The sequence below is a fragment of the Zobellella sp. An-6 genome, assembly GCF_052487945.1.
This window is the reverse complement of the sequence record NZ_CP199259.1, coordinates 936,455-959,656: the sequence shown is the minus strand read 5'-3', so window position 1 is coordinate 959,656 and position 23,202 is coordinate 936,455. Positions and strand designations below refer to the sequence as shown.

The 23,202-nt window shown below is 64.2% G+C and carries 19 protein-coding genes and 1 pseudogene; 14 read left to right on the top strand and 6 right to left on the bottom strand.

Translation table 11 applies throughout. The features are described 5' to 3' along the window. Nucleotides 1-25: 25 nt before the first annotated feature. The gene (locus tag ACT7DK_RS04375; protein ID WP_445396686.1) at nucleotides 26-793 is read right to left on the bottom strand and encodes an ABC transporter ATP-binding protein; all 768 of its coding nucleotides are present in this window, start codon (nucleotides 791-793) and stop codon (nucleotides 26-28) included. A 494-nt stretch (nucleotides 794-1,287) separates the two neighbouring features. On the opposite strand from ACT7DK_RS04375, the gene ACT7DK_RS04370 reads away from it, so the two are divergent. The 5 genes from ACT7DK_RS04370 (at nucleotide 1,288) to asd (ending at nucleotide 7,745) form a co-directional block, all read left to right on the top strand. Further along, the gene (locus ACT7DK_RS04370) at nucleotides 1,288-2,196 is read left to right on the top strand and encodes a lysine exporter LysO family protein (RefSeq protein ID WP_445396684.1); all 909 of its coding nucleotides are present in this window, start codon (nucleotides 1,288-1,290) and stop codon (nucleotides 2,194-2,196) included. Between the two features lie 430 nt (nucleotides 2,197-2,626). After that, on the top strand, nucleotides 2,627-4,534 hold the full coding sequence (locus ACT7DK_RS04365) for a PTS mannitol transporter subunit IICBA (RefSeq protein ID WP_445396682.1): 1,908 nt from the start codon (nucleotides 2,627-2,629) through the stop codon (nucleotides 4,532-4,534). A gap of 271 nt (nucleotides 4,535-4,805) precedes the next feature. Then, on the top strand, nucleotides 4,806-5,957 hold the full coding sequence (locus tag ACT7DK_RS04360; RefSeq protein ID WP_445396680.1) for a mannitol-1-phosphate 5-dehydrogenase: 1,152 nt from the start codon (nucleotides 4,806-4,808) through the stop codon (nucleotides 5,955-5,957). A gap of 34 nt (nucleotides 5,958-5,991) precedes the next feature. After that, nucleotides 5,992-6,531 (top strand): MltR family transcriptional regulator, encoded by a 540-nt coding sequence (locus tag ACT7DK_RS04355; RefSeq protein ID WP_445396678.1) that lies wholly within the window; start codon nucleotides 5,992-5,994, stop codon nucleotides 6,529-6,531. Nucleotides 6,532-6,641: 110 nt separating this feature from the next. Beyond that, the gene (gene asd / locus ACT7DK_RS04350; RefSeq protein WP_445402271.1) at nucleotides 6,642-7,745 is read left to right on the top strand and encodes an aspartate-semialdehyde dehydrogenase; all 1,104 of its coding nucleotides are present in this window, start codon (nucleotides 6,642-6,644) and stop codon (nucleotides 7,743-7,745) included. Between the two features lie 12 nt (nucleotides 7,746-7,757). Here the strand turns inward: asd and ACT7DK_RS04345 are convergent, their stop codons facing one another. Beyond that, nucleotides 7,758-7,928 carry a hypothetical protein gene (locus tag ACT7DK_RS04345; protein ID WP_445396676.1) on the bottom strand — a complete coding sequence of 57 codons (171 nt, stop codon included), beginning with the start codon at nucleotides 7,926-7,928 and terminating at the stop codon, nucleotides 7,758-7,760. A 68-nt stretch (nucleotides 7,929-7,996) separates the two neighbouring features. Here ACT7DK_RS04345 and ACT7DK_RS04340 point away from each other — a divergent pair, with 68 nt between their 5' ends. The 3 genes and pseudogenes from ACT7DK_RS04340 to ycaO all read left to right on the top strand — a co-directional run bounded on the left by ACT7DK_RS04340 (nucleotide 7,997) and on the right by ycaO (nucleotide 11,808). Beyond that, the gene (locus ACT7DK_RS04340; RefSeq protein WP_445396674.1) at nucleotides 7,997-8,542 is read left to right on the top strand and encodes a PAS domain-containing protein; all 546 of its coding nucleotides are present in this window, start codon (nucleotides 7,997-7,999) and stop codon (nucleotides 8,540-8,542) included. Nucleotides 8,543-9,227: 685 nt separating this feature from the next. Next, nucleotides 9,228-9,545 (top strand): annotated as a pseudogene (locus ACT7DK_RS04335) (methyl-accepting chemotaxis protein); the annotation flags it as partial. 505 nt (nucleotides 9,546-10,050) lie between these two features. Continuing rightward, on the top strand, nucleotides 10,051-11,808 hold the full coding sequence (gene ycaO / locus ACT7DK_RS04330; protein WP_445396672.1) for a 30S ribosomal protein S12 methylthiotransferase accessory factor YcaO: 1,758 nt from the start codon (nucleotides 10,051-10,053) through the stop codon (nucleotides 11,806-11,808). Between the two features lie 169 nt (nucleotides 11,809-11,977). Here ycaO and ACT7DK_RS04325 read toward each other — a convergent pair whose 3' ends face one another. Together ACT7DK_RS04325 and ACT7DK_RS04320 are read right to left on the bottom strand one after the other, a co-directional pair. Next, complete coding sequence (locus ACT7DK_RS04325) at nucleotides 11,978-12,706, bottom strand: DsbA family protein (protein WP_445396670.1); 729 nt, start codon at nucleotides 12,704-12,706, stop codon at nucleotides 11,978-11,980. 68 nt (nucleotides 12,707-12,774) lie between these two features. After that, on the bottom strand, nucleotides 12,775-13,383 hold the full coding sequence (locus ACT7DK_RS04320; RefSeq protein ID WP_445402269.1) for an energy-coupling factor ABC transporter permease: 609 nt from the start codon (nucleotides 13,381-13,383) through the stop codon (nucleotides 12,775-12,777). 277 nt (nucleotides 13,384-13,660) lie between these two features. Between ACT7DK_RS04320 and ACT7DK_RS04315 the strand changes: the two genes are divergently transcribed. From ACT7DK_RS04315 to ACT7DK_RS04295, 5 genes are all read left to right on the top strand, one after another. Continuing rightward, nucleotides 13,661-14,608, top strand: a complete 948-nt coding sequence (locus tag ACT7DK_RS04315; RefSeq protein ID WP_445396668.1) for a TAXI family TRAP transporter solute-binding subunit — start codon at nucleotides 13,661-13,663, stop codon at nucleotides 14,606-14,608. A gap of 107 nt (nucleotides 14,609-14,715) precedes the next feature. Further along, nucleotides 14,716-16,731 carry a TRAP transporter permease gene (locus ACT7DK_RS04310; protein ID WP_445396666.1) on the top strand — a complete coding sequence of 672 codons (2,016 nt, stop codon included), beginning with the start codon at nucleotides 14,716-14,718 and terminating at the stop codon, nucleotides 16,729-16,731. Next, nucleotides 16,731-17,105 (top strand): DUF1850 domain-containing protein, encoded by a 375-nt coding sequence (locus ACT7DK_RS04305; protein WP_445396664.1) that lies wholly within the window; start codon nucleotides 16,731-16,733, stop codon nucleotides 17,103-17,105. The genes ACT7DK_RS04310 and ACT7DK_RS04305 overlap by 1 nt, the downstream gene beginning before the upstream one ends. A gap of 44 nt (nucleotides 17,106-17,149) precedes the next feature. After that, nucleotides 17,150-18,874: an ATP-binding protein gene (locus tag ACT7DK_RS04300; protein ID WP_445396662.1), complete on the top strand. Its 1,725-nt coding sequence runs from the start codon at nucleotides 17,150-17,152 to the stop codon at nucleotides 18,872-18,874. After that, nucleotides 18,855-20,174, top strand: a complete 1,320-nt coding sequence (locus tag ACT7DK_RS04295; RefSeq protein ID WP_445396660.1) for a sigma-54-dependent transcriptional regulator — start codon at nucleotides 18,855-18,857, stop codon at nucleotides 20,172-20,174. The genes ACT7DK_RS04300 and ACT7DK_RS04295 overlap by 20 nt, the downstream gene beginning before the upstream one ends. On the opposite strand, the gene ACT7DK_RS04290 is transcribed toward ACT7DK_RS04295, so the two are convergent. Further along, complete coding sequence (locus ACT7DK_RS04290) at nucleotides 20,153-20,602, bottom strand: RrF2 family transcriptional regulator (RefSeq protein ID WP_445396658.1); 450 nt, start codon at nucleotides 20,600-20,602, stop codon at nucleotides 20,153-20,155. The two genes, ACT7DK_RS04295 and ACT7DK_RS04290, sit on opposite strands and share 22 nt — an antisense overlap. A 211-nt stretch (nucleotides 20,603-20,813) precedes the next feature. Here ACT7DK_RS04290 and ACT7DK_RS04285 point away from each other — a divergent pair, with 211 nt between their 5' ends. After that, on the top strand, nucleotides 20,814-22,349 hold the full coding sequence (locus ACT7DK_RS04285) for a GGDEF domain-containing protein (RefSeq protein WP_445396656.1): 1,536 nt from the start codon (nucleotides 20,814-20,816) through the stop codon (nucleotides 22,347-22,349). Here ACT7DK_RS04285 and ACT7DK_RS04280 read toward each other — a convergent pair. After that, nucleotides 22,346-23,050 carry a DUF3108 domain-containing protein gene (locus tag ACT7DK_RS04280; protein WP_445396654.1) on the bottom strand — a complete coding sequence of 235 codons (705 nt, stop codon included), beginning with the start codon at nucleotides 23,048-23,050 and terminating at the stop codon, nucleotides 22,346-22,348. The genes ACT7DK_RS04285 and ACT7DK_RS04280 overlap by 4 nt on opposite strands. Nucleotides 23,051-23,202 lie beyond the last annotated feature (152 nt).

Here is a 23,202-nt window from a genome sequence, read left to right as displayed (position 1 = left end):
ACGTCCTTGGTATTGCTTGTGTGTATCAGTAAACGGAAGAGATGAATTGCTTGAACCGCTCGGAAGTCGGGTTGGCGAAGACATGCTTGGGATCGCCCTGCTCCTCCACCCGTCCCTGGTGCAGGAACATCACCTTGTTGGACACGTCCCGGGCGAAGCTCATCTCGTGGGTCACCACCAGCATGGTCCGGCCTTCTTCCGCCAGCCCGCGCATCACCCCCAGCACCTCGCCCACCAGTTCCGGATCCAAGGCCGAGGTGGGTTCGTCGAACAACATCACCTCGGGGTCCACCGCCAGGGCCCGGGCGATGGCCGCCCGCTGCTGCTGGCCGCCGGACAGGTGGCCGGGATAATACTCCCGCCGATCGTAGAGGCCGACCCGCTGCAGCAGGGCCTCGGCCTTGTCGATGGCTTCTTTCTTCGGCACCTTGAGCACATGCACCGGTACTTCGATGATGTTCTGGAGTATGGTCATATGAGACCATAAATTGAAACTCTGAAAGACCATGGCCAGCCGGGAACGGATCCGTTCCACCTGGCGCATGCTCGCCGGCTCGCGTTCGCCGGCCTTGTTGGTCCGCATCTCGATCAACTCGCCATGCACCCTCACCTCGCCCGCCGACGGGGTTTCGAGCAGGTTGATGCAGCGCAGGAAGGTGGACTTGCCGGATCCGGAGGAGCCGATAATGGAAATGACATCGCCGTTGACGGCGCTTAAATCGATACCTTTGAGCACTTCCAGGGAGCCGTAATGCTTGTGCAGGCCCGATACTTCGAGGGCAGGTTTACTCATCCGTTAGACCTTTGTTCCCGATGCCGACAGGGCGGCATGTATTTCATCCATGGTTAACGACTTGTTAACCGCTACCGGAAAATTACCATCAGTTCCGACCAATAACAACATAATCGCCTTCCTAATACCATACCGGTCGGTTTTTTATACAGCATTAACATCTTTTTACAGTATAAAGTTATTCAAAAATAGCGAATAAATCATCAGCTGCCGACCCGTTCCCTTCCTTACCCTGACGAAATACGCCGGCCCTGCTCCCCACCCATGCAGATTTATTCAAAATACGCTGTGTCGCGGGCGCGAGCCCAGCAGGCCGGCCCCGGATGCCCGCCTTAGCGCCGACGGATGGCACACTCTGCTGCCTTGGCGGGATGACCGCCCGGGAGGGGCGCAGATATTCGGCTTTTTTTTCCATATCTCCTCACGTATTCTGTCCCAAATCGAATATATCGCTTAAAAATCCCGCTGCATCAATAAATTGGAAGATAAATTCTATGTACTCCGGCTTGCTTATCGTGTTGCTGCCCCTGGCCCTGGGCTACTGCATTCCCTGTCGCTCCCAGTCCATAGTCCACTTTATCAATATGTCGGTGGCGCGCATGGTGTACCTGATCCTGTTCCTGATGGGCATCAGCCTGGCCTTCGTCGACAACCTGAGCAGCCACCTGGGCACCATTTTCACCCTTTGCCTGGTGTTCCTCGGCTGCATCACCCTGGCCAACCTGGCCGGCTTGTGGCTGCTCGATGTCAAGCGGGGCCGGGTCAGCGGCGAGCGCGGCGCGCCCGCCATCAGCAAATGGGCCCTGCTGCTCGACTCCGTCAAGCTGTGCCTGGTGATCCTCGGCGGCGTGCTGCTCGGTCAGTTTCTGGACCCGCAGTGGCTGGCGATAGATAGCTTGAGCGAATGGGCGCTGATGCTGCTGCTGCTGCTGATCGGTATCCAGTTGCGCAACTCGGGCATGAAGCTGCGCCAGATAGTGCTCAACCCCTGGGGCCTGGCCATCGCCCTGGTGGTGATGGTGAGCTCCTGGGTGGGCGGCCTGGCCGGTGCCTGGCTGCTCGGCCTGCCCCTGTCCCAGGGCCTGGCCTTCGCCTCCGGCTACGGCTGGTATTCCCTCTCCGGCATACTGATCAGCGACCAGTTGGGGCCGGTGCTCGGCAGTGCCGCCTTTCTCCACGACCTGGCCCGGGAGCTGGTGGCCATCCTGATCATCCCGGCGCTGATGCGGCGCCATCCTTCCTGCGCCGTCGGCTATGGCGGCGCCACCGCCATGGACTTCACCCTGCCGGTGCTGCAGCGTTCCGGCGGCGTGGCCATAGTGCCGGTGGCCATCGTCTCCGGCTTTATCCTGAGCCTGGCCGCACCGGTATTCATCCTGAGCTTCCTCTCCTTCTCGGCCTGAGCCCGAGCTGTAATTTTTTTTCATATCGACGCCGCCGGCGGCCACCCGGCCCCGGCCGCCGACGTCCACGCCATAAAAATGTGACAAAGATCACTTTCAATTATCTTGATCGGGAATAATTCTTTCGTAAATGTGATGGGGATCACCTAAAGCAAGGGGAGGTTGCCGCATTAAAAAGTGATTCCAATCACATTTTAGTCGTCACTGCCCTGCGATTTTGTTAAATGTTGAAAAATTACCATCTTATAACGTGATCATCGTCACCTTAAAAATGCCGGGGCGGATTACAAAAGGAGATCAAGATCACGATAAATGCCAGCCTGGCTCCCGTTTGCCGCAGAAGTGTTAGATTTCTCACGAGCTCAAACACCAGGCGTGGTTATCGCCTACCGACAATGGAACTGACATCGCACCAGGCGGGGTTAAAGTTATGCTATCCCAGAACAGCAAGATTAAAATTCAGAACTTCGGACGCTTCCTGTCCAACATGGTGATGCCCAACATCGGCGCCTTTATCGCCTGGGGCTTTATCACCGCCCTCTTCATTCCCACCGGCTGGTTGCCCAACGAAACCCTGGCAACCATGGTCGGCCCCATGATCACCTACCTGCTGCCGCTGCTGATCGGCTACACCGGCGGCAAGCTGGTGGGCGGCGACCGGGGCGCCGTGGTGGGCGCCATCACCACCATGGGGGTGATAGTGGGTACCGACATCCCCATGTTCATGGGCGCCATGATCGTCGGCCCCGCCGGCGGCTGGGCCATCAAGCACTTCGACAAGGCCATTGAGGGCAAGGTCAAGAGCGGCTTCGAGATGCTGGTCAACAACTTCTCCGCCGGCATCATCGGCATGCTCTGCGCCATCGTCGCCTACCTGCTGATCGGCCCCTTCGTCAAGCTGATGTCCACGGCCCTGGCCGCCGGTGTCGGTTTCCTGGTGGACGCCGGCCTGTTGCCGCTGACTTCCATCTTCGTGGAAGTGGCCAAGATCCTGTTCCTCAACAACGCCATCAACCACGGCATCTTCACCCCGCTCGGCATCCAGCAGGCCAGCGAGTTCGGCAAGTCCATCTTCTTCCTGATCGAAGCCAACCCGGGTCCGGGCATGGGCGTGCTGCTGGCCTACATGTTCTTCGGCCGCGGCAACGCCAGGCAATCCGCCGCCGGTGCCTCCATCATCCACTTCTTCGGCGGCATCCACGAAATCTACTTCCCCTACGTGCTGATGAACCCCCGCCTGATCCTGGCGGTCATCGCCGGCGGCATGACCGGTGTCTTCACCCTGACCCTGTTCAACGCCGGCCTGCAGGCCCCGGCCTCTCCCGGCTCCATCTTCGCCGTGATGCTGATGACCCCCCGCGGCGCCCATGTCGGTGTGGTGCTGGCGGTGCTGGCCTCGATGGCGGTGTCCTTCACCGTCGCCTCCCTGCTACTGAAGACCCAGCGCCAGACCGAAAACGGCGACGAGCTGGAAGCCGCCGCCGCCAAGGTTCAGGCGATGAAGGCCGAGAGCAAGGGTGCCGGCGCGGCCGCCGGCGTCACCAAGGATCCGGCTGCGGTCCGCAAGATCATCGTGGCCTGCGATGCGGGCATGGGTTCCAGCGCCATGGCCGCCAGCATGCTGGCCAAGAAGGTGGCGGCGGCGGGACTCGGCATCTCGGTCAGCAACCTGGCGATCAACAACCTGGACGACAGCGTCGACATCGTGCTCACCCACAAGGATCTGACCGACCGGGCCCGCCGCCATGCGCCCCAGGCCGAGCATATCTCGCTCAGCAACTTCCTCGACGGCTCCCTCTACGACAGCCTGGTCGCCCGGCTGAGCAAGGGTCGCGCCAAGGCCGAACCGGCCCCGGTCGCTGCTCCGGTTGCCGCCGACGAGGCCGGCGCGGATGACAATGCCCCCTTCCGGCTGCGGGCGGAAAATATCCACCTGGGCCTGAGCGCCGCCAGCAAGGAAGACGCCATCCGCTTCGCCGGCGAACAACTGGTGCAAGGCGGCTACGTGGAGCCTTCCTATGTGGACGCCATGCTGGCCCGGGAGCAACTGACCTCCACCTACCTGGGCGAGTCCATCGCCGTGCCCCATGGCACCAGCGACGCCAAGGACGCGGTGAAAAAGACCGGGGTCATCGTCTGCCAGTACCCGCAGGGGGTGAAGTTCGGTGACGACGAGGACGACATCGCCAGGCTGGTGATCGCCATCGCCGCCCGCAACAACGAGCATCTCGACGTGATCGCCGCCATCACCGGCGCCCTCGACGACGACGCCGTGATCGCCAAACTGACCACCACCGGCAACGTGGACGAGGTACTAAAGGCGCTCAATCCGGCCTGAGCCAGGGTACTGGCGATACCCAGAGGGCAAAGGGAGCGACTCCACCGACCGTGACATGCCAGGGACGGCATGTCCGAGCCCCCAGGGGGCGAGCTTGTCTCGCCGTGACGAGTCGTTTCAGCCTGACCGAACATCCAGTGAATGTTCGCAGCAGGCTGAAACGGCGAGTGTCATCTCGTGCGGCGTGTCGGTGGAGTCGACCCTTTGCCCGAGTACGCCAAAACTAGTCAGCAACCCGAGGCCCTCGGGCCTCCCTTAAAAAGGTGAACCCATGACAACCGCCATTCATTTCGGCGCCGGCAATATTGGCCGCGGCTTTATCGGCAAGCTGCTGGCCGACGCCGGCATCCACGTGACCTTCGCCGACGTCAACCCGCAACTGGTAGAGGCCCTGAGCAGCCGGCACTGCTACCCGGTGCACATCGTCGGCCAGGAAGTGCGCACCGACACCGTCACCGGCGTCGACGCCATCGACTCCCGCCGTCCCGAGCTGCTGGAGCTTATCGCCAACACCGACCTCATCACCACCGCCGTGGGCCCGACCGTGCTCACCCTGATCGCCGGTACCCTGGCCGAGGGCCTGCAACGGCGCTTCGAGCGCGGCAACGCCGCCCCGCTCAACATCATCGCCTGCGAAAACCAGGTGCGCGGCACCAGCTTCCTCAAGGGCGAAGTGCTCAAGCATCTGGACGCCCGCTACCTGCCCGAGCTGGAGCAGTCTGTCGGCTTCGTCGACTCGGCGGTGGACCGCATAGTGCCGCCCTCCACCGACCAGGCCGATCCCCTGGCGGTCACGGTGGAGACCTTCAGCGAGTGGATAGTGGATCAGACCCAGTTCAGGGGACCCGTGCCCGTCATTCCCGGCATGGAGCTTACCGACAACCTGATGGCCTTTGTCGAGCGCAAGCTGTTCACCCTCAACACCGGCCATATCATCACCGCCTACTTGGGCGCCCTGGCGGGCTACCGCACCATCGGCGAGGCCATTGCCGATCCGGCGATCCGGGCGCAGGTCAAGGCCGCCATGCAGGAAAGCGGCGCCGTGCTGATCCGCCGCTACGGCTTCGACCAAGCGCAGCACCAGGCCTACATCGAGAAGATCCTCGGCCGCTTCGCCAACCCCCACCTGGTGGACGAAATAGACCGGGTCGGCCGCCAGCCCATCCGCAAGCTGGGCCCCGAGGACCGGCTGATCAAACCCCTGCTCGGCACCCTGGAATATGGCATCGACAACGCAAATCTGTTAAAAGGCATTGCCGCCGCCTTCTGCTACCGCAACGACGACGATCCCCAGGCGGTGGAGCTGCAGCAGCGGCTGGCAACGGAGGGGCTGAAAGCCACCCTGGCCCACTACACCGGGCTGGACGCCGGCAGCGCCGTCGCCGAGCAGATAGAACAGAGGTACCTCGCGCTCAGCCACTGAGCCGGGGCGGATTGAGCAGTCGAAGAGCCAGAACATGATAAGCCGCGAGCAAGAAGCCGAGATTTTCGAACGCCTGCACCGCAGCCCCTCCGCCCGGGGCTTTGTGATCGCCATGGTGGAGGTGTTTGACGACATGCTCGACCAGTTGATCCAGAAGGTGTTTCGCAAGGACGACTACGCGGTCAAGTTCGCGGTCGAGCCCCTGCTCGGCACCATGGGGCCGCTGGCGGATCTGGCGGTGCGGCTCAAGCTGGTCTACGGCCTCGGCATCATTTCCCAGCAGCTGTACCAGGACATCGACCGACTGCTCAAACTCAGGGATTCCCTCAACAGCCAGGGGCACGAATACCGCCTCACCGACCCGGAAATCGCCGAGCCGCTCAAGGCGCTGCACATGGTGGCCGCCATGGAGGTGCAGCCCTTCACGGCACCGCCCCCGGCCGGCGAGCTGGATCCCGGCCTGCTGCAGATGCAGCAGCAGCGACAGGAGCAGGTGATCCGCTCCGCCCTGGCGCTGGCGGTGGTCGCCGCCTGCGCCGACATGACCCAGGCCAACCCCCTGCTCGCCGGTTGAACCGGCCAAAAATCCCCCGAGATCCCCTCTTGCCCCTTGCACCTTTGCGCTCAATCAGTATTGTGAAAGAGGCTTTTGTTTACTCACTTTCCAAGAAAGGACACTCGATGATGAAAAAAGTAGGTTTGGTCGGCTGGCGTGGCATGGTCGGCTCCGTCTTGATGAGCCGCATGGTGGAAGAAGGCGATTTCGCCCGTATCGATCCGGTCTTCTTCACCACCTCCCAGGCCGGTCAGCCTGCCCCCGACTTCGGTAAAGACGCCGGCACCCTGCAGGACGCCTACGACATCGACGCCCTCAAGGCGCTGGACGTGGTGCTGACCTGCCAGGGCGGCGACTACACCAAGGAAGTCTATCCCAAGCTGCGCGCCGCCGGCTGGAATGGCTACTGGATCGACGCCGCCTCCGCCCTGCGCATGGACGACGACGCCATCATCGTGCTGGATCCGGTCAACGGCAAGCAGATCCGGCAGGCCCTGGACAAGGGCGTGAAGACCTTCGTCGGCGGCAACTGCACCGTCAGCCTGATGCTGATGGCCCTGGGTGGCCTGTTCGAGCAGGATCTGGTGGAGTGGGTGTCCGTGGCCACCTACCAGGCCGCGTCCGGCGGCGGCGCCCGCCATATGCGCGAGCTGGTGACCCAGATGGGCATGCTGCGCGACGAAGTGGCCGCCGAGCTGGCCGACCCGGGCTCCGCCATCCTGGAGCTGGAGCGCAAGATCACCGAAAAGACCCGCAGCGGCGACCTGCCGGTGGACAACTTCGGCGTGCCCCTGGCCGGCAGCCTGATCCCCTGGATCGACACCCAGCTCGAGAACGGCCAGAGCCGGGAAGAGTGGAAAGGCCAGGCCGAGACCAACAAGATACTGCAGACCGGCGCCGCCATCCCGGTGGACGGCCTGTGCGTGCGCATCGGCGCCCTGCGCTGCCACAGCCAGGCCTTCACCATCAAGCTGAAGCAGGACATCTCCATCCCCGAGATCGAGAAGCTGCTGGCCAGCCACAACGACTGGGTGAAGGTGATCCCCAACGACCGCCAGTTGTCGATGGAAGAACTGACCCCGGCCGCCGTGACCGGCACCCTCACCGTACCGGTGGGCCGCCTGCGCAAGCTGAACATGGGCCCCGAGTACCTGTCCGCCTTTACCGTGGGCGACCAGCTGCTGTGGGGCGCCGCCGAGCCCCTGCGCCGCATGCTGCACCTGCTGCCGTAAGCGTTATCCCGGTTATGATGTTAACAACGCCCGCCCCTTGCGGGCGTTTTGCATTTTGGGCCGATAAACTGTGACGACGCCGTGAAGATCGCGGCTGCCCTGCCCCAAGTTGCCCAATATTTGTTCTGGATCATGAAGGGAGCGATCTTTACCACTAAAGTATGCATCTTCAAGCGAATCCATTCGCCCTCTCGACAACCCGTTCGTGCGGTCCAGGCAGGCGAGAGGGCTTACCCAGGGATCATGAACGCATGCAGCAACCTCATCAAGGCCGCCGTATCACCTGGCCGGCCGACAAACTTATCGTCAGCAAGACCGATCTGAAAGGCAATATCACCTACGCCAACCGCACCTTTATGGCGGTGTCCGACTACAAGGAGCCGCAACTGCGGAATCGCCCCCATAACCTTATCCGTCATCCCGACATGCCCGGGGGGGTGTTCAAGCTGCTGTGGCAAACCCTGCAACAGGGCCAGGAGTTCTTTGGTTTCGTCAAGAACAGCACCGCCAACGGCGACTACTACTGGGTCTACGCCAATATCACCCCCTCCTTTGATCTCGACGGTCGTAAGAACGGCTATTTCTCGGTGCGCCGCCATGCCCCCGAGCCGGCCATCGCCGTGATAGCGCCACTCTACCGGCGGCTCAGGACGCTGGAGCAGGGGCTGGCGCGGCGAGAAGCCGCCGAGGCCTCCTACCAGGCCCTGTGCGACTACCTGCAACGGCAGGAGCTCGACTACCCGACCTGGGTCAACGGCCTCTACCGGAACAACCTGGAGAAAGCCGATGCCTGCTAACAGCCCGCGCAAACATTCCTGGGCCCCCTTTTTCTACTCCCAGTTCGTGATCTTCAGCCTGCTGATCCTGAGCCTGATGGTGAGCCAGCTGGTGCTGCAATACTGGCTTCCGCGCCATTTCGGCTGGTTCCTCGGCGCCAGCCTGCTGCTCGCCCTGTTGCTGGTGGCCCTGTCCATCCGCGAGGCGCGACGCGCGGCACTGGCCCAGCAGAGGCTCAGCCTGCAGCTGCAGAATGCCTCCGCCGGTCATATCTACCAGCGCCTGGGGGATACCCGCAACAAGGGAGAAGTAGGCCAGGCCGCCTGGGCCCTGAACGACCTGCTCGATGTGATAGAAACGTATTTCAAGGAGGCCTCGGCCTGTTTCGGCCATGCCGCCGAGGGCGACTTTTCCCGCCAGGCGATGACGGTGGGCCTGCCCGGCGACTTCCGCCGCTCCCTCGACAAGATCAACGACGCCATGGTGGTCATGTCGCGGGTACAGGCGCTGACCAGCGAAAACCGGCTCACCGCCGGCCTGCACCGGCTCAATGCCCGCCACCTGCTGCAGGACCTGCAGGTGACCGAACGGGATCTGGGTGATATCGACCAGCTGATGGCCGAGGTGCACAGCCTGGCCGAGCGCAGTGCCGCCAGTGCGGAAGACGCCCAGAATCGGGTGCGCCAGGTCGGCGATGCCAGCCGCCAGATCCAGCAGCACATGCAACAGATGCGGCTGTCGGCGGAGCAGCTCGACCGGCACCGCCAGCACATCGTCGACGCCCTGGCGATGATCCGGGAAATTACCGATCAGACCAACCTGCTGGCGCTCAACGCCAGCATAGAGGCGGCCCGGGCCGGCGAGCACGGCCGCGGCTTCAGCGTGGTGGCCAACGAGGTCAGGGCGCTGTCGGAACGGACCCAGGCCACCGCCTCGGGCATTGCCGAGCACCTCGCCGCCTTTGAGGCCAGCATGCGAGAACTCGGCCAACGCCAGCAACAGACCGATCAGCAGGCCCGGCAGGCGGATCAGAGCATCCGACTCGTGGAGGAAGTGGTGGTCACCACCAATACCGCCGCCGGCCAAACCCGCGGCCTGGTCGAGCAGGCTCGCTGGCTCAGCCTGCAATCCCTGCTCAAGGTCGAACACCTGGTGCTCAAACAGGCCGGGTACCGGCTGCTGGAAGACCGCCAGGATGAAGCGGCCCGGGCGCGCATGGCCGAATTGCAGCAGCAGGGACGTTTCCGCCAGTGGCTGGAGCAGCACGGCGAGTGGGCCGGAAACCGGCTGGAGCAGCATCAACAGCAGCTGGAGCAGGCCTTCGCCTGCGCCCTGGCCCTGCGCGAGGAAGGCTCGGATGAGCAGCGCCTGCTGCAACAGATCGAGCTGGCCGAGCAGCTCTCCGATGCCTGGATGGGCGAACTCTCCCGGCTGCGCCTGCCCGCCGCGGGCTGAAACAGCCCTTGTTCAAATTATCGCCTCGGGTTAGGATCGGCCCCCTTTTTTGCCGATCACGCCCGAGGACACCATGAAAACCTTTATCCCCAGCAAAGACGCCGCCCTGGAAGACTCCATCGACTACTTCCAGCGCCAGCTCCGGTCCCTGGGGTTCGACATCGAAGAGGCCTCCTGGCTGAACCCGGTGCCCAACGTCTGGTCGGTACATATCCGTGACAGGGACTGCCCGCTGTGCTTCACCAACGGCAAGGGCGCCAGCCGGAAGGCGGCCCTGGCCTCGGCCCTGGGTGAATACTTCGAGCGGCTGGCCACCAACTACTTCTTCGCCGACTTCTACCTGGGCCGGGACATCGCCGGGGGCGACTTCGTGCACTACCCCAACGAGAAGTGGTTCCCGCTGCCCCAGGACAATACCCTGCCCGCCGGCCTGCTCGACGACTTTACCCGCGGCTTTTACGATCCCGACGGTGAGCTGACCGCCGAGCAACTGGTCGATCTGCAATCGGGCAACGCCGAGCGCGGTATCTGCGCCCTGCCCTTCGAGCGCCAGGGCGACAATGAAACCGTCTATATCCCGATGAACATCGTCGGCAACCTCTATGTCTCCAACGGCATGAGCGCCGGCAACACCAAGACCGAAGCCCGCACCCAGGGGCTGTCGGAGGTGTTCGAGCGCCATATCAAGAACCGCATCATAGCCGAGCGCATCAGCCTGCCGAGCATCCCCGCCGAGGTGATGGCCCGCTACCCGCACATCCAGGAGTCCATCGCCGCGCTGGAAGCGGAAGGCTTCCCCATCCACGCCTTCGACGCCTCGCTGGGCGGCCGCTACCCGGTGATCTGCGTGGTGCTGTTCAACCCGGCCAACAGCACCTGCTTCGCCTCCTTCGGCGCCCATCCGCGCTTTGAAGTGGCGCTGGAGCGCACCGTCACCGAGCTGCTGCAGGGCCGCAGCCTGAAGGATCTGGACGTGTTCGTGCCGCCTTCCTTCGACGACGACGAAGTGGCCGACCACCACAACCTGGAAACCCACTTCATCGACTCTTCCGGCCTGATCAGCTGGGATCTGTTCAAGGACCAGGCCGATTACGACTTTGCCGACTGGGACTTCAGCGGTACGTCCGAGCAGGAATTCAACCACCTGATGGCCATCTTCAACGAGCTGGAGCAGCCGGTGTACATCGCCGACTACGAGCACCTGGGCGTGTACGCCTGCCGCATCCTGGTGCCCGGCATGTCCGACATCTACCCGGTGGAAGACCTGGAGCTGGCCAACAACAACATGGGGGCCCACTTGCGCGCCACCCTGCTGAGCCTGCCCACCAGCGACGCCGACGGCGAGCAGCTGATGGGCCTGTACGAGCAGCTGGAAGAGGAAGGACTGGACGACTTTACCCGGGTGCGGGAGCTGCTCGGCATCGCCCCCAACAAGGGCACCGCCTGGCACACCCTGCGGGTGGGCGAACTCAAGTGCATGCTGGCCCTGGCCGCCGGCGAGCTGGAAACCGCCCTGGACTACGCCGACTGGACCCTGAGCTTCAATGCTTCGGTGTTTACCGAAGAACGCCACCGCTACTACCGCTGCCTCAAGGCCTCGCTGGAGCTGCACCTGGACGAAAGCCGCGAGCCGGCGCAATACCGGGCCGCCTTCGACAGCATGTTCGGCGCCGACACCGTGGCCCAGGCCTGGCAACAGGTAGCGGGCGAAGCCCGTTTCCACGGCCTGACCGCCGCCGACGAAAGCCTGGCGGACTTCGCCGCCCACCAGGCGCTGCTGGCCACCTACGAGAAGCTGCAGAAGGCCAAGCGCGCCGCCCGGTGGGGATAAGGGACTAAGCGCAGCCTCGTCGCTCCGCGAAGGCGGTCCATGACACCCTGCACTGGACTCCCGCCTTCGCGGGAGTGACAACAAAGCACTCCGAAGCGCTGTCAATCCAAGCAAAACCCCGGCCAATGCCGGGGTTTTGCTTTATATGGTCGCCAAGGCCGGGGCAAACTCAGGACTGCTTGTCCTTGAGGATGTCCTTCAGCCCGGCGGCGTCGATGGCGCCGGGGATCAGGGTGCCGTCGGGGAACACCAGCGCCGGGGTGCCGTTCAGCCCCAGGCTGCGGAACAGGCTCATGTTCTGGGTCAGCTTGTCGGCGATGTCCTTGCTGTCGGCCTTCGCCTGCAGGGTTTTGGCGTCCAGCCCCGCCTTGTCGGCGATGGTGGCCAGGGCCGCGGCCTGTACCCGCTGCTGGCTCATCAGCGCCTGGTGCAGCTCCTCGTACTGCCGGGGCGCCTCCCGGGCGGCGGCCAGGGCTAGGCGGGCGGCCTGCACCGAATCCGGTCCCAGTATGCCGATGTCCTTGACGATCACCTTCAGCTCCGGCTCGCTTTTCAGCACCTCCAGCAGGGTCTGGTTCATCCGGCGGCAGTAAGGGCAATTGTAGTCGGTGAAATACACCATCTCGATCTTGCCCTTGGGGTTGCCCATGATGCCGTCGGTGCGGTTGGCAAACAGCTGCGCGGATTGCTCCTTCAGCTGCTGTTCGAATTGCTGCTGCTGGGCCTGCTTGTCCTTTTCTTCCAGTTTGACGATGGCTTCGCGCAGTATTTCCGGCTGCTCGAGCAGGGTTTCCCGTACCAGTTGCTGGAACTCTTCCCGGCTCATCTCGGCCTGGGCGGCGGGCAACAAACCCAGGGCCAATACCGGCATCATGGTTTTCAGTACTCTATGCTTCATCGGATTCTCGCTTCGGGTTGCTTTGGAGCAGACTAACAGACCGGCTCGGCCACCAACAGCCCCCATCGTCACTTGTTGATCAGGTAGTCCCTGTCATAAAAAGTACAGACCCACTGGGGCCGGAACACCACCAGCAGGGTAATGGCCATGCCGTTGAGCAGCGCCTCGGGGAACAGCAACAACGGCAGTATGCTCACATAGTTGTCGAGCACCGTCTGCCAGGGATACTGGCCGGACCAGGTCATGTAGCCGGCAAAGGCCAGGATCTTCACCGCCATGGTCAGGGCGGCGTTGAAGAAACCGGCCACGAAGATATAGACGAACAGGTGCCGGTACAGGTAGCTGTAGGTCAGCAGGAACACGAAGTAGCTGACGCCTATCGGCAGTATCACTCCCAGCAGCAGATTGGCCCCGAACTCGTTCCAGGACTCGACCCCGAACACCGTCACCAGCAGCAGGCTGAGCAGGGCCATCAGCTGGCTCAGCCGCCAGCCCAGCACCAGCGCCAGCGTGGTCAGGCCGAGAAAATGGACCTCCAGCCCTTCCTTGATCCCGGCCTGCAGCATCCACAGCGGCACCAGGGCGATGGCCGCCCCGAAGCACAGATGCTGGCGCGACTTGTCCGCCAGCCACGCCCGCCAGTCCACGCCCCGGACGGCGATCGCCAGCACCACCATACTCAGCAATATCAATGTCGGCTCCTTGCAATGGTCTTGGTACCCAGGCCTGCGGCCGTGTCCGATCATACTACAGGGCCCGGATAACGGCATGGCGCCCGACGCTTCCCGTTTTCCGGAATATCGGAACAGTATCCGCATAAATTCTGAGAATCCGGAATCCCCCTGGCAACGATATCATTAAAATCAATGACTTAATGAAAAATACATCCCATTAACCATTGGCATCAAACCTGCAACCTTATTGCTGCACACCCATAACCAAGGAAGCTAACCAATGAAGGTCATCAAACATTGTCTGCTCGGTGCCACCCTGGCCCTCTCCGCCACCGCCACCCAGGCCGGCGAGTTCATCAACGTGCTCACCGGCGGCACCAGCGGCGTCTACTATCCGCTCGGCGTGGCCATCTCCCAGCTCTACGGCGAACACATCCCCGATGCCAAGGTACAGGTGCAGGCGACCCGAGCTTCGGTGGAAAACCTGACCCTGCTGGACCGGGGACGGGGCGAGATCGGTTTCGCCCTGGCCGACAGCGTGGCCGACGCCTGGAACGGGGTGGAGGAAGCCGGCTTCCAGGCGCCGCTGAAAAAACTGCGGGCCGTGGGTTCCACCTATTCCAACTACATCCAGATCGTGGCCCGGGCCGACAGCGGCATCACCAGCCTGGAGGATCTGAAAGGCAAGCGCATCTCGGTCGGCGCTCCCCGCTCCGGCACCGAGCTCAACGCCCGCGCCATCTTCAAGGCCGCCGGCCTGAGCTACGACGACTTCTCCCGCACCGAATACCTGCCCTTCGGCGAGTCGGTGGAGCTGATGAAGAACCGCCAGCTGGACGCCACCCTGCAGTCCGCCGGCCTCGGCATGGCCGCCTTCCGGGATCTGGCCTCCCACGCCCCGGTGGTGTTCATTCCCATCCCCGAGGAGCTGGTGGCCAACATCGGCAACGACGCCTACCGCACCGGGGTGATCCCCGCCGGCACCTACACCGGCCAGGACGCGGACGTGCCCACCGTCAGCATCAGCAACCTGCTGGTTACCCACGAGAAGGTCTCCGACGACACCGCCTACCAGATGGCCAGGCAGGTCTATGAAAACCTGCCCGCCCTGCGCAACGCCCACAGCGCCGCCAACGGCATCGCCCCCGAGCTGGCGGTGGAAGGCCTGCCGCTGCCGCTGCACCCCGGTGCCGAGCGCTACTTCAAGGAAAAGGGCCTGCTGAACTGAGCCCGGGGGGAAGCCGCTCCCCCCATCCCCTCGACCCATATAACACAAGGCCGGAAAACATCCGGCCACAGGAGGCGGCGCCCCGGGCGTCGCCTCCAGGAGCAAGCATGATGAACAGTGCCAATACCCGGCCCCATGCGCTGATTTTCTACGGCGCCCTGGCCTTTTCGATCTTCCAGATAGTCACCGCCGCCTTCAGCCCGTTGTCCACCACAGTGGTGCGGGCCATCCACGTCGGCTTTCTGCTGTTCCTGGTGTACCAGCTTCACGGTGCCCGGGGCCAGCACCTGTCCCGCCCCTCGGTCTGGGGCACGCTGCTGGGCGCACTCGCCCTGCTGTTCGCCTTCTACCACTGGTGGTTCGAGGCGGACCTCATCTATCGCGCCGGCGACATGAACCAGGCCGACTGGATCATCGGCGGCGTCACCCTGGTGATGGTGTTCGACGCCGCCCGCCGGCTGATGGGCTGGGCGCTGCCGCTGATCTGCCTGGCCTTCGTGGCCTACGCCCTGTTCGGCCAGCACCTGCCCGAAGCGCTGATGCATCGGGGCTACGGCCTGGATCAGGTGGTGTCCCAGCTGGCCTTCAGCACCGAGGGCATCTACGGCACCCCCACCTATGTGTCGTCCAGCTACATCTTCCTGTTCATCCTGTTCGGTGCCTTCCTCGAGCAGGCCGGCATGCTCAAGCTGTTCAACGACGTGGCCATCGGCTCGGTCGGCCACACCCGCGGCGGCCCGGCCAAGGTGTCGGTGCTGTCCTCCGGCATGATGGGCACCATCAACGGCTCCGGCGTGGCCAACGTGGTCAGCACCGGCCAGTTCACCATACCGCTGATGAAGAAGTTCGGTTACAAGGCCGACTTCGCCGGGGCGGTGGAAGCCACCAGCTCCATGGGCGGCCAGATCATGCCGCCGGTGATGGGCGCCGTGGCCTTTATCATGGCCGAGACCATCAACGTGCCCTATGTGGAGATCACCAAGGCGGCGCTGATCCCCGCCGTGCTCTACTTCTTCACCGTGTTCCTGATGGTGCACCTGGAAGCGGGCCGCGCCGGCCTGCACGGCCTGCCCAAGGACCAGTGTCCTCAGCCGATGGCCGCGCTCAGGCAACGCTGGTACCTGCTGCTGCCGCTGGTGGCGCTGGTGGTGATGCTGTTCTCCGGCTTCACCCCGCTGTTCGCCGGCATGATGGGCCTGGCGCTCACCGTGGTGCTGATCATGGGCAACGGCGTCGCCAAACACCTGGGCGCCAGGGGGCTGCGCTACGCCTTCTGGATAGGGCTGGGCCTGGCCTGTGCCACCTTCAACCAGTTCGGCATCACCGCCATCTTCGTGGTGGTGGCGGTGCTCGCCGTGCTGTTGCTGGCCAAACGCGAGCAGGGCATCCTGTCCACCGTGGTGAACGCGCTTTACCAGGGCGCCCTGCACGCCCTGCCGGTGGGCGTGGCCTGCGCCCTGGTGGGGGTGATCATCGGGGTCATCTCGCTCACCGGTGCCGCCACCATCGTCGCCGGTTACATCATCCAGCTGGGCGAGCACAGCCTGCTGCTGTCCCTGGCGCTGACCATGCTCACCTGCCTGGTGCTGGGCATGGGCATCCCCACCATCCCCAACTACATCATCACCAGCTCCATCGCCGCTCCGGCGCTGCTGGAGCTGGGCGTACCGCTGATCGTGTCGCACATGTTCGTGTTCTACTTCGGCATCATGGCGGATCTGACCCCGCCGGTGGCCCTGGCCGCCTTCGCCGCCTCGCCCATCGCCAAGGCATCGGGGCTGCGCATCGGCATCCGCTCGCTGCAGATCGCCATCGCCGGCTTCGTGGTGCCCTACATGGCGGTATACGCCCCCGAGCTGATGCTGCAGGGCGACGCGGGCCTGGCCGCCACCGTCTTCGTGGTGTTCAAGGCGCTGCTGGCGGTGTCCCTGTGGGGCATGGGCGCCATCGGCTACTGGCTGAGCCCCTTCGCCTGGTGGGAGCGGCTGACTGCCGTGGCCGCCGCCGCCCTGCTGGTGTTCTCGCTGCCGCTGACCGACGAGCTCGGCCTGGGCCTGGCCGCCCTGCTGCTGGGGCGCCACTGGTGGCAATACAAGCGCCAGCGGGCGCTGGCCGTGGCCTGATGATCTGCCTGGCCACCGCCTCCGCCACCCTGATGCTGCTGACCGGCAGCATCGGCCTGAGCTGGGATCACTCGGTGGAGAAAATCCGCTGGGCCGAACACTACCGGGTCGAAGGCGACCGGCTGCGGCTGGTGGAGGCCAGCGTACGGGGCTCGGGGGCCGGCATGGAGCCGCCGCCCGAGGCCCGGCTGGAGGACGGCGCCTGGCGCTGGCGGCCGGGGCTGCTGCTGACCGAGGTGCAGCTTGCCAGTTCCGAGTTTACCGGCGATTATACCCTCTGCCTGGATTCCGGCCTGTGCCGCCCGCTCGGCCACTGGCTGCCGGCCGGGCAGGCCGTCACCCTCAGCGCCTGTGACTCAGCGGAGGTCAACTGAATACCCCTTCACTCGGCAAGCGGCTGCTCTGGCTGCTCGGCATCATGTTGTTCGCCCTGCTGCTGGCCTGGATCTGGCACGGCAGCTGGCAACGCCAGGCGGTGGAGCAGGAGCTCCGGGCCCAGCAGCAGCTGCTGGTGTACCGGGCGGCGCTGGAGTCGGAAATCGCCCGTTTCGAGAACATTCCCCGCGCCCTGCGCTCCCATCCGGTACTGACCCGCGCCCTGGCTTCGCCCGACGATGCCGAGGCCGTACAGCAGGCCAACCGGCTGCTGGCGCAACTGGCGGCGGACACCGGGGTGGAGGCGCTCTACATGATGGACGGCCGGGGCACCACCCTGGCCGCCAGCAACTGGGATCAGCCCCATTCCTTCATCGGCCAGAACTACCGCTTCCGGCCCTACTTCACCGACGCCCTCGAAGGCAGCTTCGGCGAATTCTACGGGGTGGGCGCCACCACCGGCATCCCCGGCTACTTCTTCGGCCTGAGGCTGGGGCGGGAGCAGGGCGCCCAGGGGGTACTGGCCGCCAAGATCACCCTGCTGGAGCTGGAGCGGAGCTGGCAGCCGGCCCAGGACCTGGTGATGGTGGTGGACCCGGACCAGGTGATCGCCCTGGCCTCCCGCAGCGAGCTCAAGTTCGCCACCCTGACCCCGTTGTCCCCGTCCGCCCGACAACGACTGGAGCGCACCCGCCAGTACCACCCCATGCCGCTGCACCCCCTGGCACTCGGCCGCCAGGGTGAGCAGCTGGTCTGGCAGGGACATCAGTATCGGGTCAGCGAGCTGATGCTGCCCCGCTTGCGCTGGCGGTTGCAGCTGTGGTGGCCGAGCCGGCCGCTGTACGACACCGCCAGCCTGGTCACCGCCGTGGCCGGTTTCAGCATCGTCGCCTTTATCCTGCTGCTGTTGTACTGGCGCCAGCGCCGTCGCTATGTGCAGGCCCAGCTCAGGGCCAAGGGCGAGCTGGAACGCAAGGTGATGGCGCGTACCGCCGCCCTGGCCGCGTCCAACCGCCAGCTGGAGCGGCAGGTGCAGGAGCGCTTCCAGGCCGAGGCCCGGCTCAGATCCATGCAACACGAACTGATCCAGGTCAACCGGCTGGCGGCCCTCGGCCAGATGGCGGCCAGCGTGGCCCACGAGATCAACCAGCCGCTCACCGCGCTCAGGAACCAGTCGGTCAACACCCTGCTGCTGGCCCAGCGCGGCCACACCGAACAGGTGGAGCAGAGCCTGCAGACCATGGGCCGGCTGGTGGACCGCATCGCCCGCCTGACCTCCCAGCTCAAGCTGTTCGCCGCCACCCGCCGCAAGACCCGCGGCCGGGCCCGGCTGGACGAGGCGCTGGACAATGTGCTGAGCTGGCTCGGTCCCCGCGTCGAGGAGCAGGGCGTCCGCCTCCACCGCCCGCCGGGGGAGATACTGCTGCCCATGGAGCTGCACGCCCTGGAGCAGGTGCTGGCCAACCTGCTCGGCAACAGCCTGGATGCCCTGGCGGGCAGCGCGGACGCCGCCATCACCATCGCGGCCGAGCCCCACCGCCTCTGCCTGTGGGACAATGGCCCCGGCATCGCGCCCGAGCTGCTCGACAGGGTGACCGAGCCGTTCTTCTCCACCAAGCAGGCGGGACAGGGGCTGGGGCTGGGACTGGCGATAGTGCGGGACCTGGTGGAAGCCAGCGACGGCCGGCTGGAAATCGCCGCCACCGCCGAGGGTGGCGCCCGCTTTACCCTGAGTTGGAGAGAGGTTGATGAACAACCCCGAGATTGAAGTCTGGCTGGTGGAAGACGACGAGGACGTGCGCCAGACCCTGCTGCAGACGCTGCTGCTGTCCGACATCAAGGCCCGCGGCTTTGCCCGGGCCGAGCAGGCCTTGCAGGCGCTGTCCCCCGAGGCGCCGGTGGTGGTGCTGTCCGACGTGCGCATGCCGGGGATGGACGGCCTGGCGCTGCTGCAGCGGCTGCAGCAGCGCGATGCCGAGCTGCCGGTGTTGCTGCTCACCGGGCACGGCGACATTCCCATGGCGGTGGCCGCCATGCGCCTGGGTGCCCAGGATTTCTTCGAGAAGCCCTACGAGCCGGAGCAGCTGCTGCACAGCCTGCGCCGGGCCATGGACAAGCGCGCCCTGGTGCTGGAAAACCGGCAACTGAAACGGCAGCTGGCCGCCAGCCGTGGCCCCGCCCTGCTGCTCGGCCACAGCCCGCAGATCGAGCTGCTGCGCCGGCAGATCGACAACATCGCCGACACCAATGCCAGCGTCCTGATCCTGGGCGACACCGGCACCGGCAAGGAGATGGTGGCGCGCAGCCTGCACCAGGGCAGCGGCCGCAAGGGCCATTTCGTGGCGGTCAACTGCACCGCCCTGCCCGAGTCCATCTTCGAGAGCGAGATGTTCGGCGCCGAGCCCGGCGCCTTTACCGGGGTGACCAAGCGCCGTATCGGCAAGATAGAGCACGCCGACGGCGGCACCCTGTTCCTCGACGAGATCGAAGGCATGCCGCTCAACCTGCAGGCCAAGCTGCTGCGGGTGCTGCAGGAGTCGGTGCTGGAACGGCTCGGCGGCAACAAGCTTATCGAGGTGGACGCCCGGGTGGTGGCCGCCACCAAGATCGATCTGCAAACCGCCGGCGAGGCCGGACTGTTCAGATCCGATCTCTATTTCCGGCTCAACGTGGTCACCCTGCAGATCCCGCCCCTGCGCGAACGGCGGGCGGATATTCCGCTGCTGTTCCTGCACTTCGTGGAGCAGGCCAAGGCTCAATACAACCGGGATACACCGCCGCCCGGCGACGAGCTGGTGCAGCAGTTGCTGAAGCGGGACTGGCCGGGCAACGTGCGCGAACTGCGCCATTATGCGGAGCAGTATGTGCTGGGGGTGCTGCCGCCTGCCGGCGACACCCGCCTCACCCTGCCCCAGCAGCTGGCGGAGCTGGAGCAGCAGTTGATCCTGGCGGCCATGAACCAGGCCGACGGCAACGTGGCCCTGGCCGCAGAGCGGCTCGGCATCCCGCGCAAGACCCTGTACGACAAACTGGCCAAGTACCGGCATCAGACCGGGGGCGCATCCTGATAGAGCAGCTCGATGCACTGGCCCCGCACCCGGGCCGGCATCAGGTCCGCCAGGGTGTGCTGATCCAGCACCGCCAGGAACTGCTTCAGCGCCAGGCTGAACATCTGCCGGCCCCGGCAGGCGGGCGCTATCACGCAATGATGACGCGACTCGAAACAGTCGGTCAGTTTCATGTCCGGCTCCAGCTCCCGCACCAGGGTGCCGATCACTATCTGCTCCGGTGAGCGCAGCAGATGCAGGCCGCCGCCCTTTCCCCTGATGGTGGTGACATAGCCCCGCTGGTGCAGATCCTGGATCACCTTGCGCAGATGGTGATGGGACACCCGGAAATGGGCGGCGATCTCCGGCGCCGTGCAGCGGCGCGAGCGGTGCAGGTTCAGGTATATCAGTACCCTGAGGGCGTAGTCGGTGTAATGGGTCAGGCGCATAATCACTCCCGGGGTCAGGCATTCATCCCCTCTGCTGGCCCCATACTGTGGCATGGGGCCGGGATCGCCGTTGATCTGGATCAGTATAAGTTGTATATAATTTACTGATTATAACCTTGATACCTCCCCGAAAGCTGCTCGTATTATCGCCACTCAACTAGACTATAAAGCACCCGGACAACAAGGAGCCCCCTGGCTGACAGGTGCAAGGATGATGCCGTCAAAGAATATCCGTTGGCTGCCACGGGACTACTACTTGTTCGGCGCCATCCTGCTGTTGTTGCTGGTCGTGGCCCTGTCCTGCTGGTTCATGAGTCGCCACTGGATCCACCAGCGCATCCTGAGCCAACTGAATGAATTACACCAGCAGAGCGCCCTGACGGCCACAACCGCGAGTCAGGCTCTGCAACGGGACACGCGGAAAATCCAGCACATCGCCCAGGCCCTGGCGACCCTGTCCACCACCCGGCACTTTCTGGAAAACAACAGCAATGGCGGTGCATTACAGGCGGACCTGGATAAATTCGGCGCGGCGTTCGAACTCAACGGGATCTGGCTCCTCGGTCCAAAGGGTGAAGTACTGATCCAGAGTCCGGTCCTGCTGCCGCTTCCCTCCTTTTTTCTGGCCGGCGCGATACCGCAGCGCTTTCGTCGCCTCGTGCTCGACCCCGAGCTGAAGCAGGCCACCTATTATTATGCGGCGCCCATCGAAGTCGACGGCGCCGCCGTGGCGTTATTGCTGCTCAGCTCTTCGGTGAACGGCTTCAGCCGGCCTGGATTTCGGACCGAACTGCTGGTCACCGACAACGAAGGTATCGTTTCGATGGCCGACAATCCCTCCTGGTTGCTGCATGCGCTGGACGAGGGCCAGCTGTCTTACCGATCCAGTCCGGCCACCGGGCAAGATCCTCCGCTGTTACCCCTCAGCATGAGCCCATTGCTGCCGGAGGTGCGGTTGCTGGGGCCGCAGAAGAGCCCCGTCGTCCTGGCCAGCCACAGGATGAAAGAAAGCGGTTATCAGGTGCATGCCCTGACCGACGCCCAGCACGTTTATCACTTGGCCCAGGAGCAGGACAGGTGGGCGACCATCATCAGCCTCGCCACCACCGGCTCCCTGTGGGGAGGCTTGCTGACCCTGCTGACCCTGAAACGCAACCGGCGCCACCGCCTGGCCATCAGCAGGGCCAACAACGAGCTGGTGCGCCTGAACCAGCAGTTGAAACAGCTGGCCACTACCGACGCCCTCACCCAGTGCCCCAACCGTCGCGCCGCCGAAGCCCGGTTGCAGTACGAAGTGGCCAACCTGCAGCGCTACCACCACCCCTTCTGCATCATGATGGTGGATATCGACCACTTCAAATTGATCAATGACCAGCATGGCCATGACATAGGGGATCAGGTATTGCGCCACTTTGCCGGCGTCGGCCGGCGGGCGATACGGGACACCGATGTGCTGGCGCGCATCGGCGGCGAGGAGTTTCTGCTGATACTGCCGGACACGGATCTCCAGCAGGGCCTTTATCTGGCCCATCGCCTGCTGGAAACCATCTCCGCCACCCCGCTCTACCTGGCCGACAGAACCATCGGTTTCAGCTTCAGCGGCGGCCTGACCGAAGCCGACAAGGGCGATGGCATCAACGCCTTGCTGGTGAGAGCCGACAGGGCCCTGTACCGGGCCAAGGAAGGCGGCCGTTGCCGCATCTGCAGCGAGCCCCCGCTGCAGGAGCAGCAGATGGCGACGGGTTAAATGCCGTCGTCCACCAGGCGATAGTTCAGCTTGCTCAAGGTCGCGGTCACCGCCAGCTGGCGATTTTCTTCATGGCTTATCTGCACCAGCAGGTAGTCCAGCTCCGGTGCCACCCAGAAACGGGTCTTGCGCTTGCTGTTTCCCCGGTCACGCTCGACGATCAGGGTATCGAAGGTACCCACCCCGGTACGGATCGCCTCTTCGCCGACCACCTTGAAGGTGGTCTGCTTGATCTCCCCGTCCCGGACCACGGGGTAGGTCAGGGTGGTCTGGCCGGCGATAAGATCGCAACGCGCCTCGAAGAAGAAGCTGACCGGGTCGAAGGCCCCGCCTTCGGCCGACAGCAGTTGATCACCCTTGCCGTCCTGGTAGAGCACCATGTCGGTCTGCTGATCGAACACCAGCCGCTCTTCACGCCGCACGCCGACGGCCTTGGCCTTGTAGTTGAAGGTGTCGGGCCGGGCCGTGCAGTCCTCCCAACTGAAGCTGGCACGCTGATCCACATCCAGCAGCCAATGTTCCAACGCGAAGTGCACATGGTACCGGTCCTTGTTGCGATCGATCACCAGGGTATTGATGCCACGGGTCTGATCGCCATTGAGCTGGACGCTGAACTCGGCCTGCAACTGATCGATATCCCGAGCCACCGCCGCCCCGGCCCCCATCAACCCACACAGCATCAGCATGCATTTTCGAAACATTAAGGGCTTCCTCATCTCGCTCCCCACCGGGACATCCGGCACATTCTGCGCCAACCATACACCAATCGGTGCCGATCACGAAAACACCAATATGACCGCCAGAACCGGGGAATAGTGCCAGCCCCCGCCGCCGAAAGCCCTCTCCGGGCACG

Coding starts and splice junctions, on each gene's coding strand:
- ACT7DK_RS04375 (WP_445396686.1), bottom strand. CDS start 793: ATGAGTAAACCTGCCCTCGAAGTATCGGGCCTGCACAAGCATTACGGC.
- ACT7DK_RS04370 (WP_445396684.1), top strand. CDS start 1,288: ATGTACTCCGGCTTGCTTATCGTGTTGCTGCCCCTGGCCCTGGGCTAC.
- ACT7DK_RS04365 (WP_445396682.1), top strand. CDS start 2,627: ATGCTATCCCAGAACAGCAAGATTAAAATTCAGAACTTCGGACGCTTC.
- ACT7DK_RS04360 (WP_445396680.1), top strand. CDS start 4,806: ATGACAACCGCCATTCATTTCGGCGCCGGCAATATTGGCCGCGGCTTT.
- ACT7DK_RS04355 (WP_445396678.1), top strand. CDS start 5,992: ATGATAAGCCGCGAGCAAGAAGCCGAGATTTTCGAACGCCTGCACCGC.
- asd (WP_445402271.1), top strand. CDS start 6,642: ATGAAAAAAGTAGGTTTGGTCGGCTGGCGTGGCATGGTCGGCTCCGTC.
- ACT7DK_RS04345 (WP_445396676.1), bottom strand. CDS start 7,928: ATGGATTCGCTTGAAGATGCATACTTTAGTGGTAAAGATCGCTCCCTT.
- ACT7DK_RS04340 (WP_445396674.1), top strand. CDS start 7,997: ATGCAGCAACCTCATCAAGGCCGCCGTATCACCTGGCCGGCCGACAAA.
- ycaO (WP_445396672.1), top strand. CDS start 10,051: ATGAAAACCTTTATCCCCAGCAAAGACGCCGCCCTGGAAGACTCCATC.
- ACT7DK_RS04325 (WP_445396670.1), bottom strand. CDS start 12,706: ATGAAGCATAGAGTACTGAAAACCATGATGCCGGTATTGGCCCTGGGT.
- ACT7DK_RS04320 (WP_445402269.1), bottom strand. CDS start 13,383: ATGGTGGTGCTGGCGATCGCCGTCCGGGGCGTGGACTGGCGGGCGTGG.
- ACT7DK_RS04315 (WP_445396668.1), top strand. CDS start 13,661: ATGAAGGTCATCAAACATTGTCTGCTCGGTGCCACCCTGGCCCTCTCC.
- ACT7DK_RS04310 (WP_445396666.1), top strand. CDS start 14,716: ATGATGAACAGTGCCAATACCCGGCCCCATGCGCTGATTTTCTACGGC.
- ACT7DK_RS04305 (WP_445396664.1), top strand. CDS start 16,731: ATGATCTGCCTGGCCACCGCCTCCGCCACCCTGATGCTGCTGACCGGC.
- ACT7DK_RS04300 (WP_445396662.1), top strand. CDS start 17,150: ATGTTGTTCGCCCTGCTGCTGGCCTGGATCTGGCACGGCAGCTGGCAA.
- ACT7DK_RS04295 (WP_445396660.1), top strand. CDS start 18,855: ATGAACAACCCCGAGATTGAAGTCTGGCTGGTGGAAGACGACGAGGAC.
- ACT7DK_RS04290 (WP_445396658.1), bottom strand. CDS start 20,602: ATGCGCCTGACCCATTACACCGACTACGCCCTCAGGGTACTGATATAC.
- ACT7DK_RS04285 (WP_445396656.1), top strand. CDS start 20,814: ATGATGCCGTCAAAGAATATCCGTTGGCTGCCACGGGACTACTACTTG.
- ACT7DK_RS04280 (WP_445396654.1), bottom strand. CDS start 23,050: ATGTTTCGAAAATGCATGCTGATGCTGTGTGGGTTGATGGGGGCCGGG.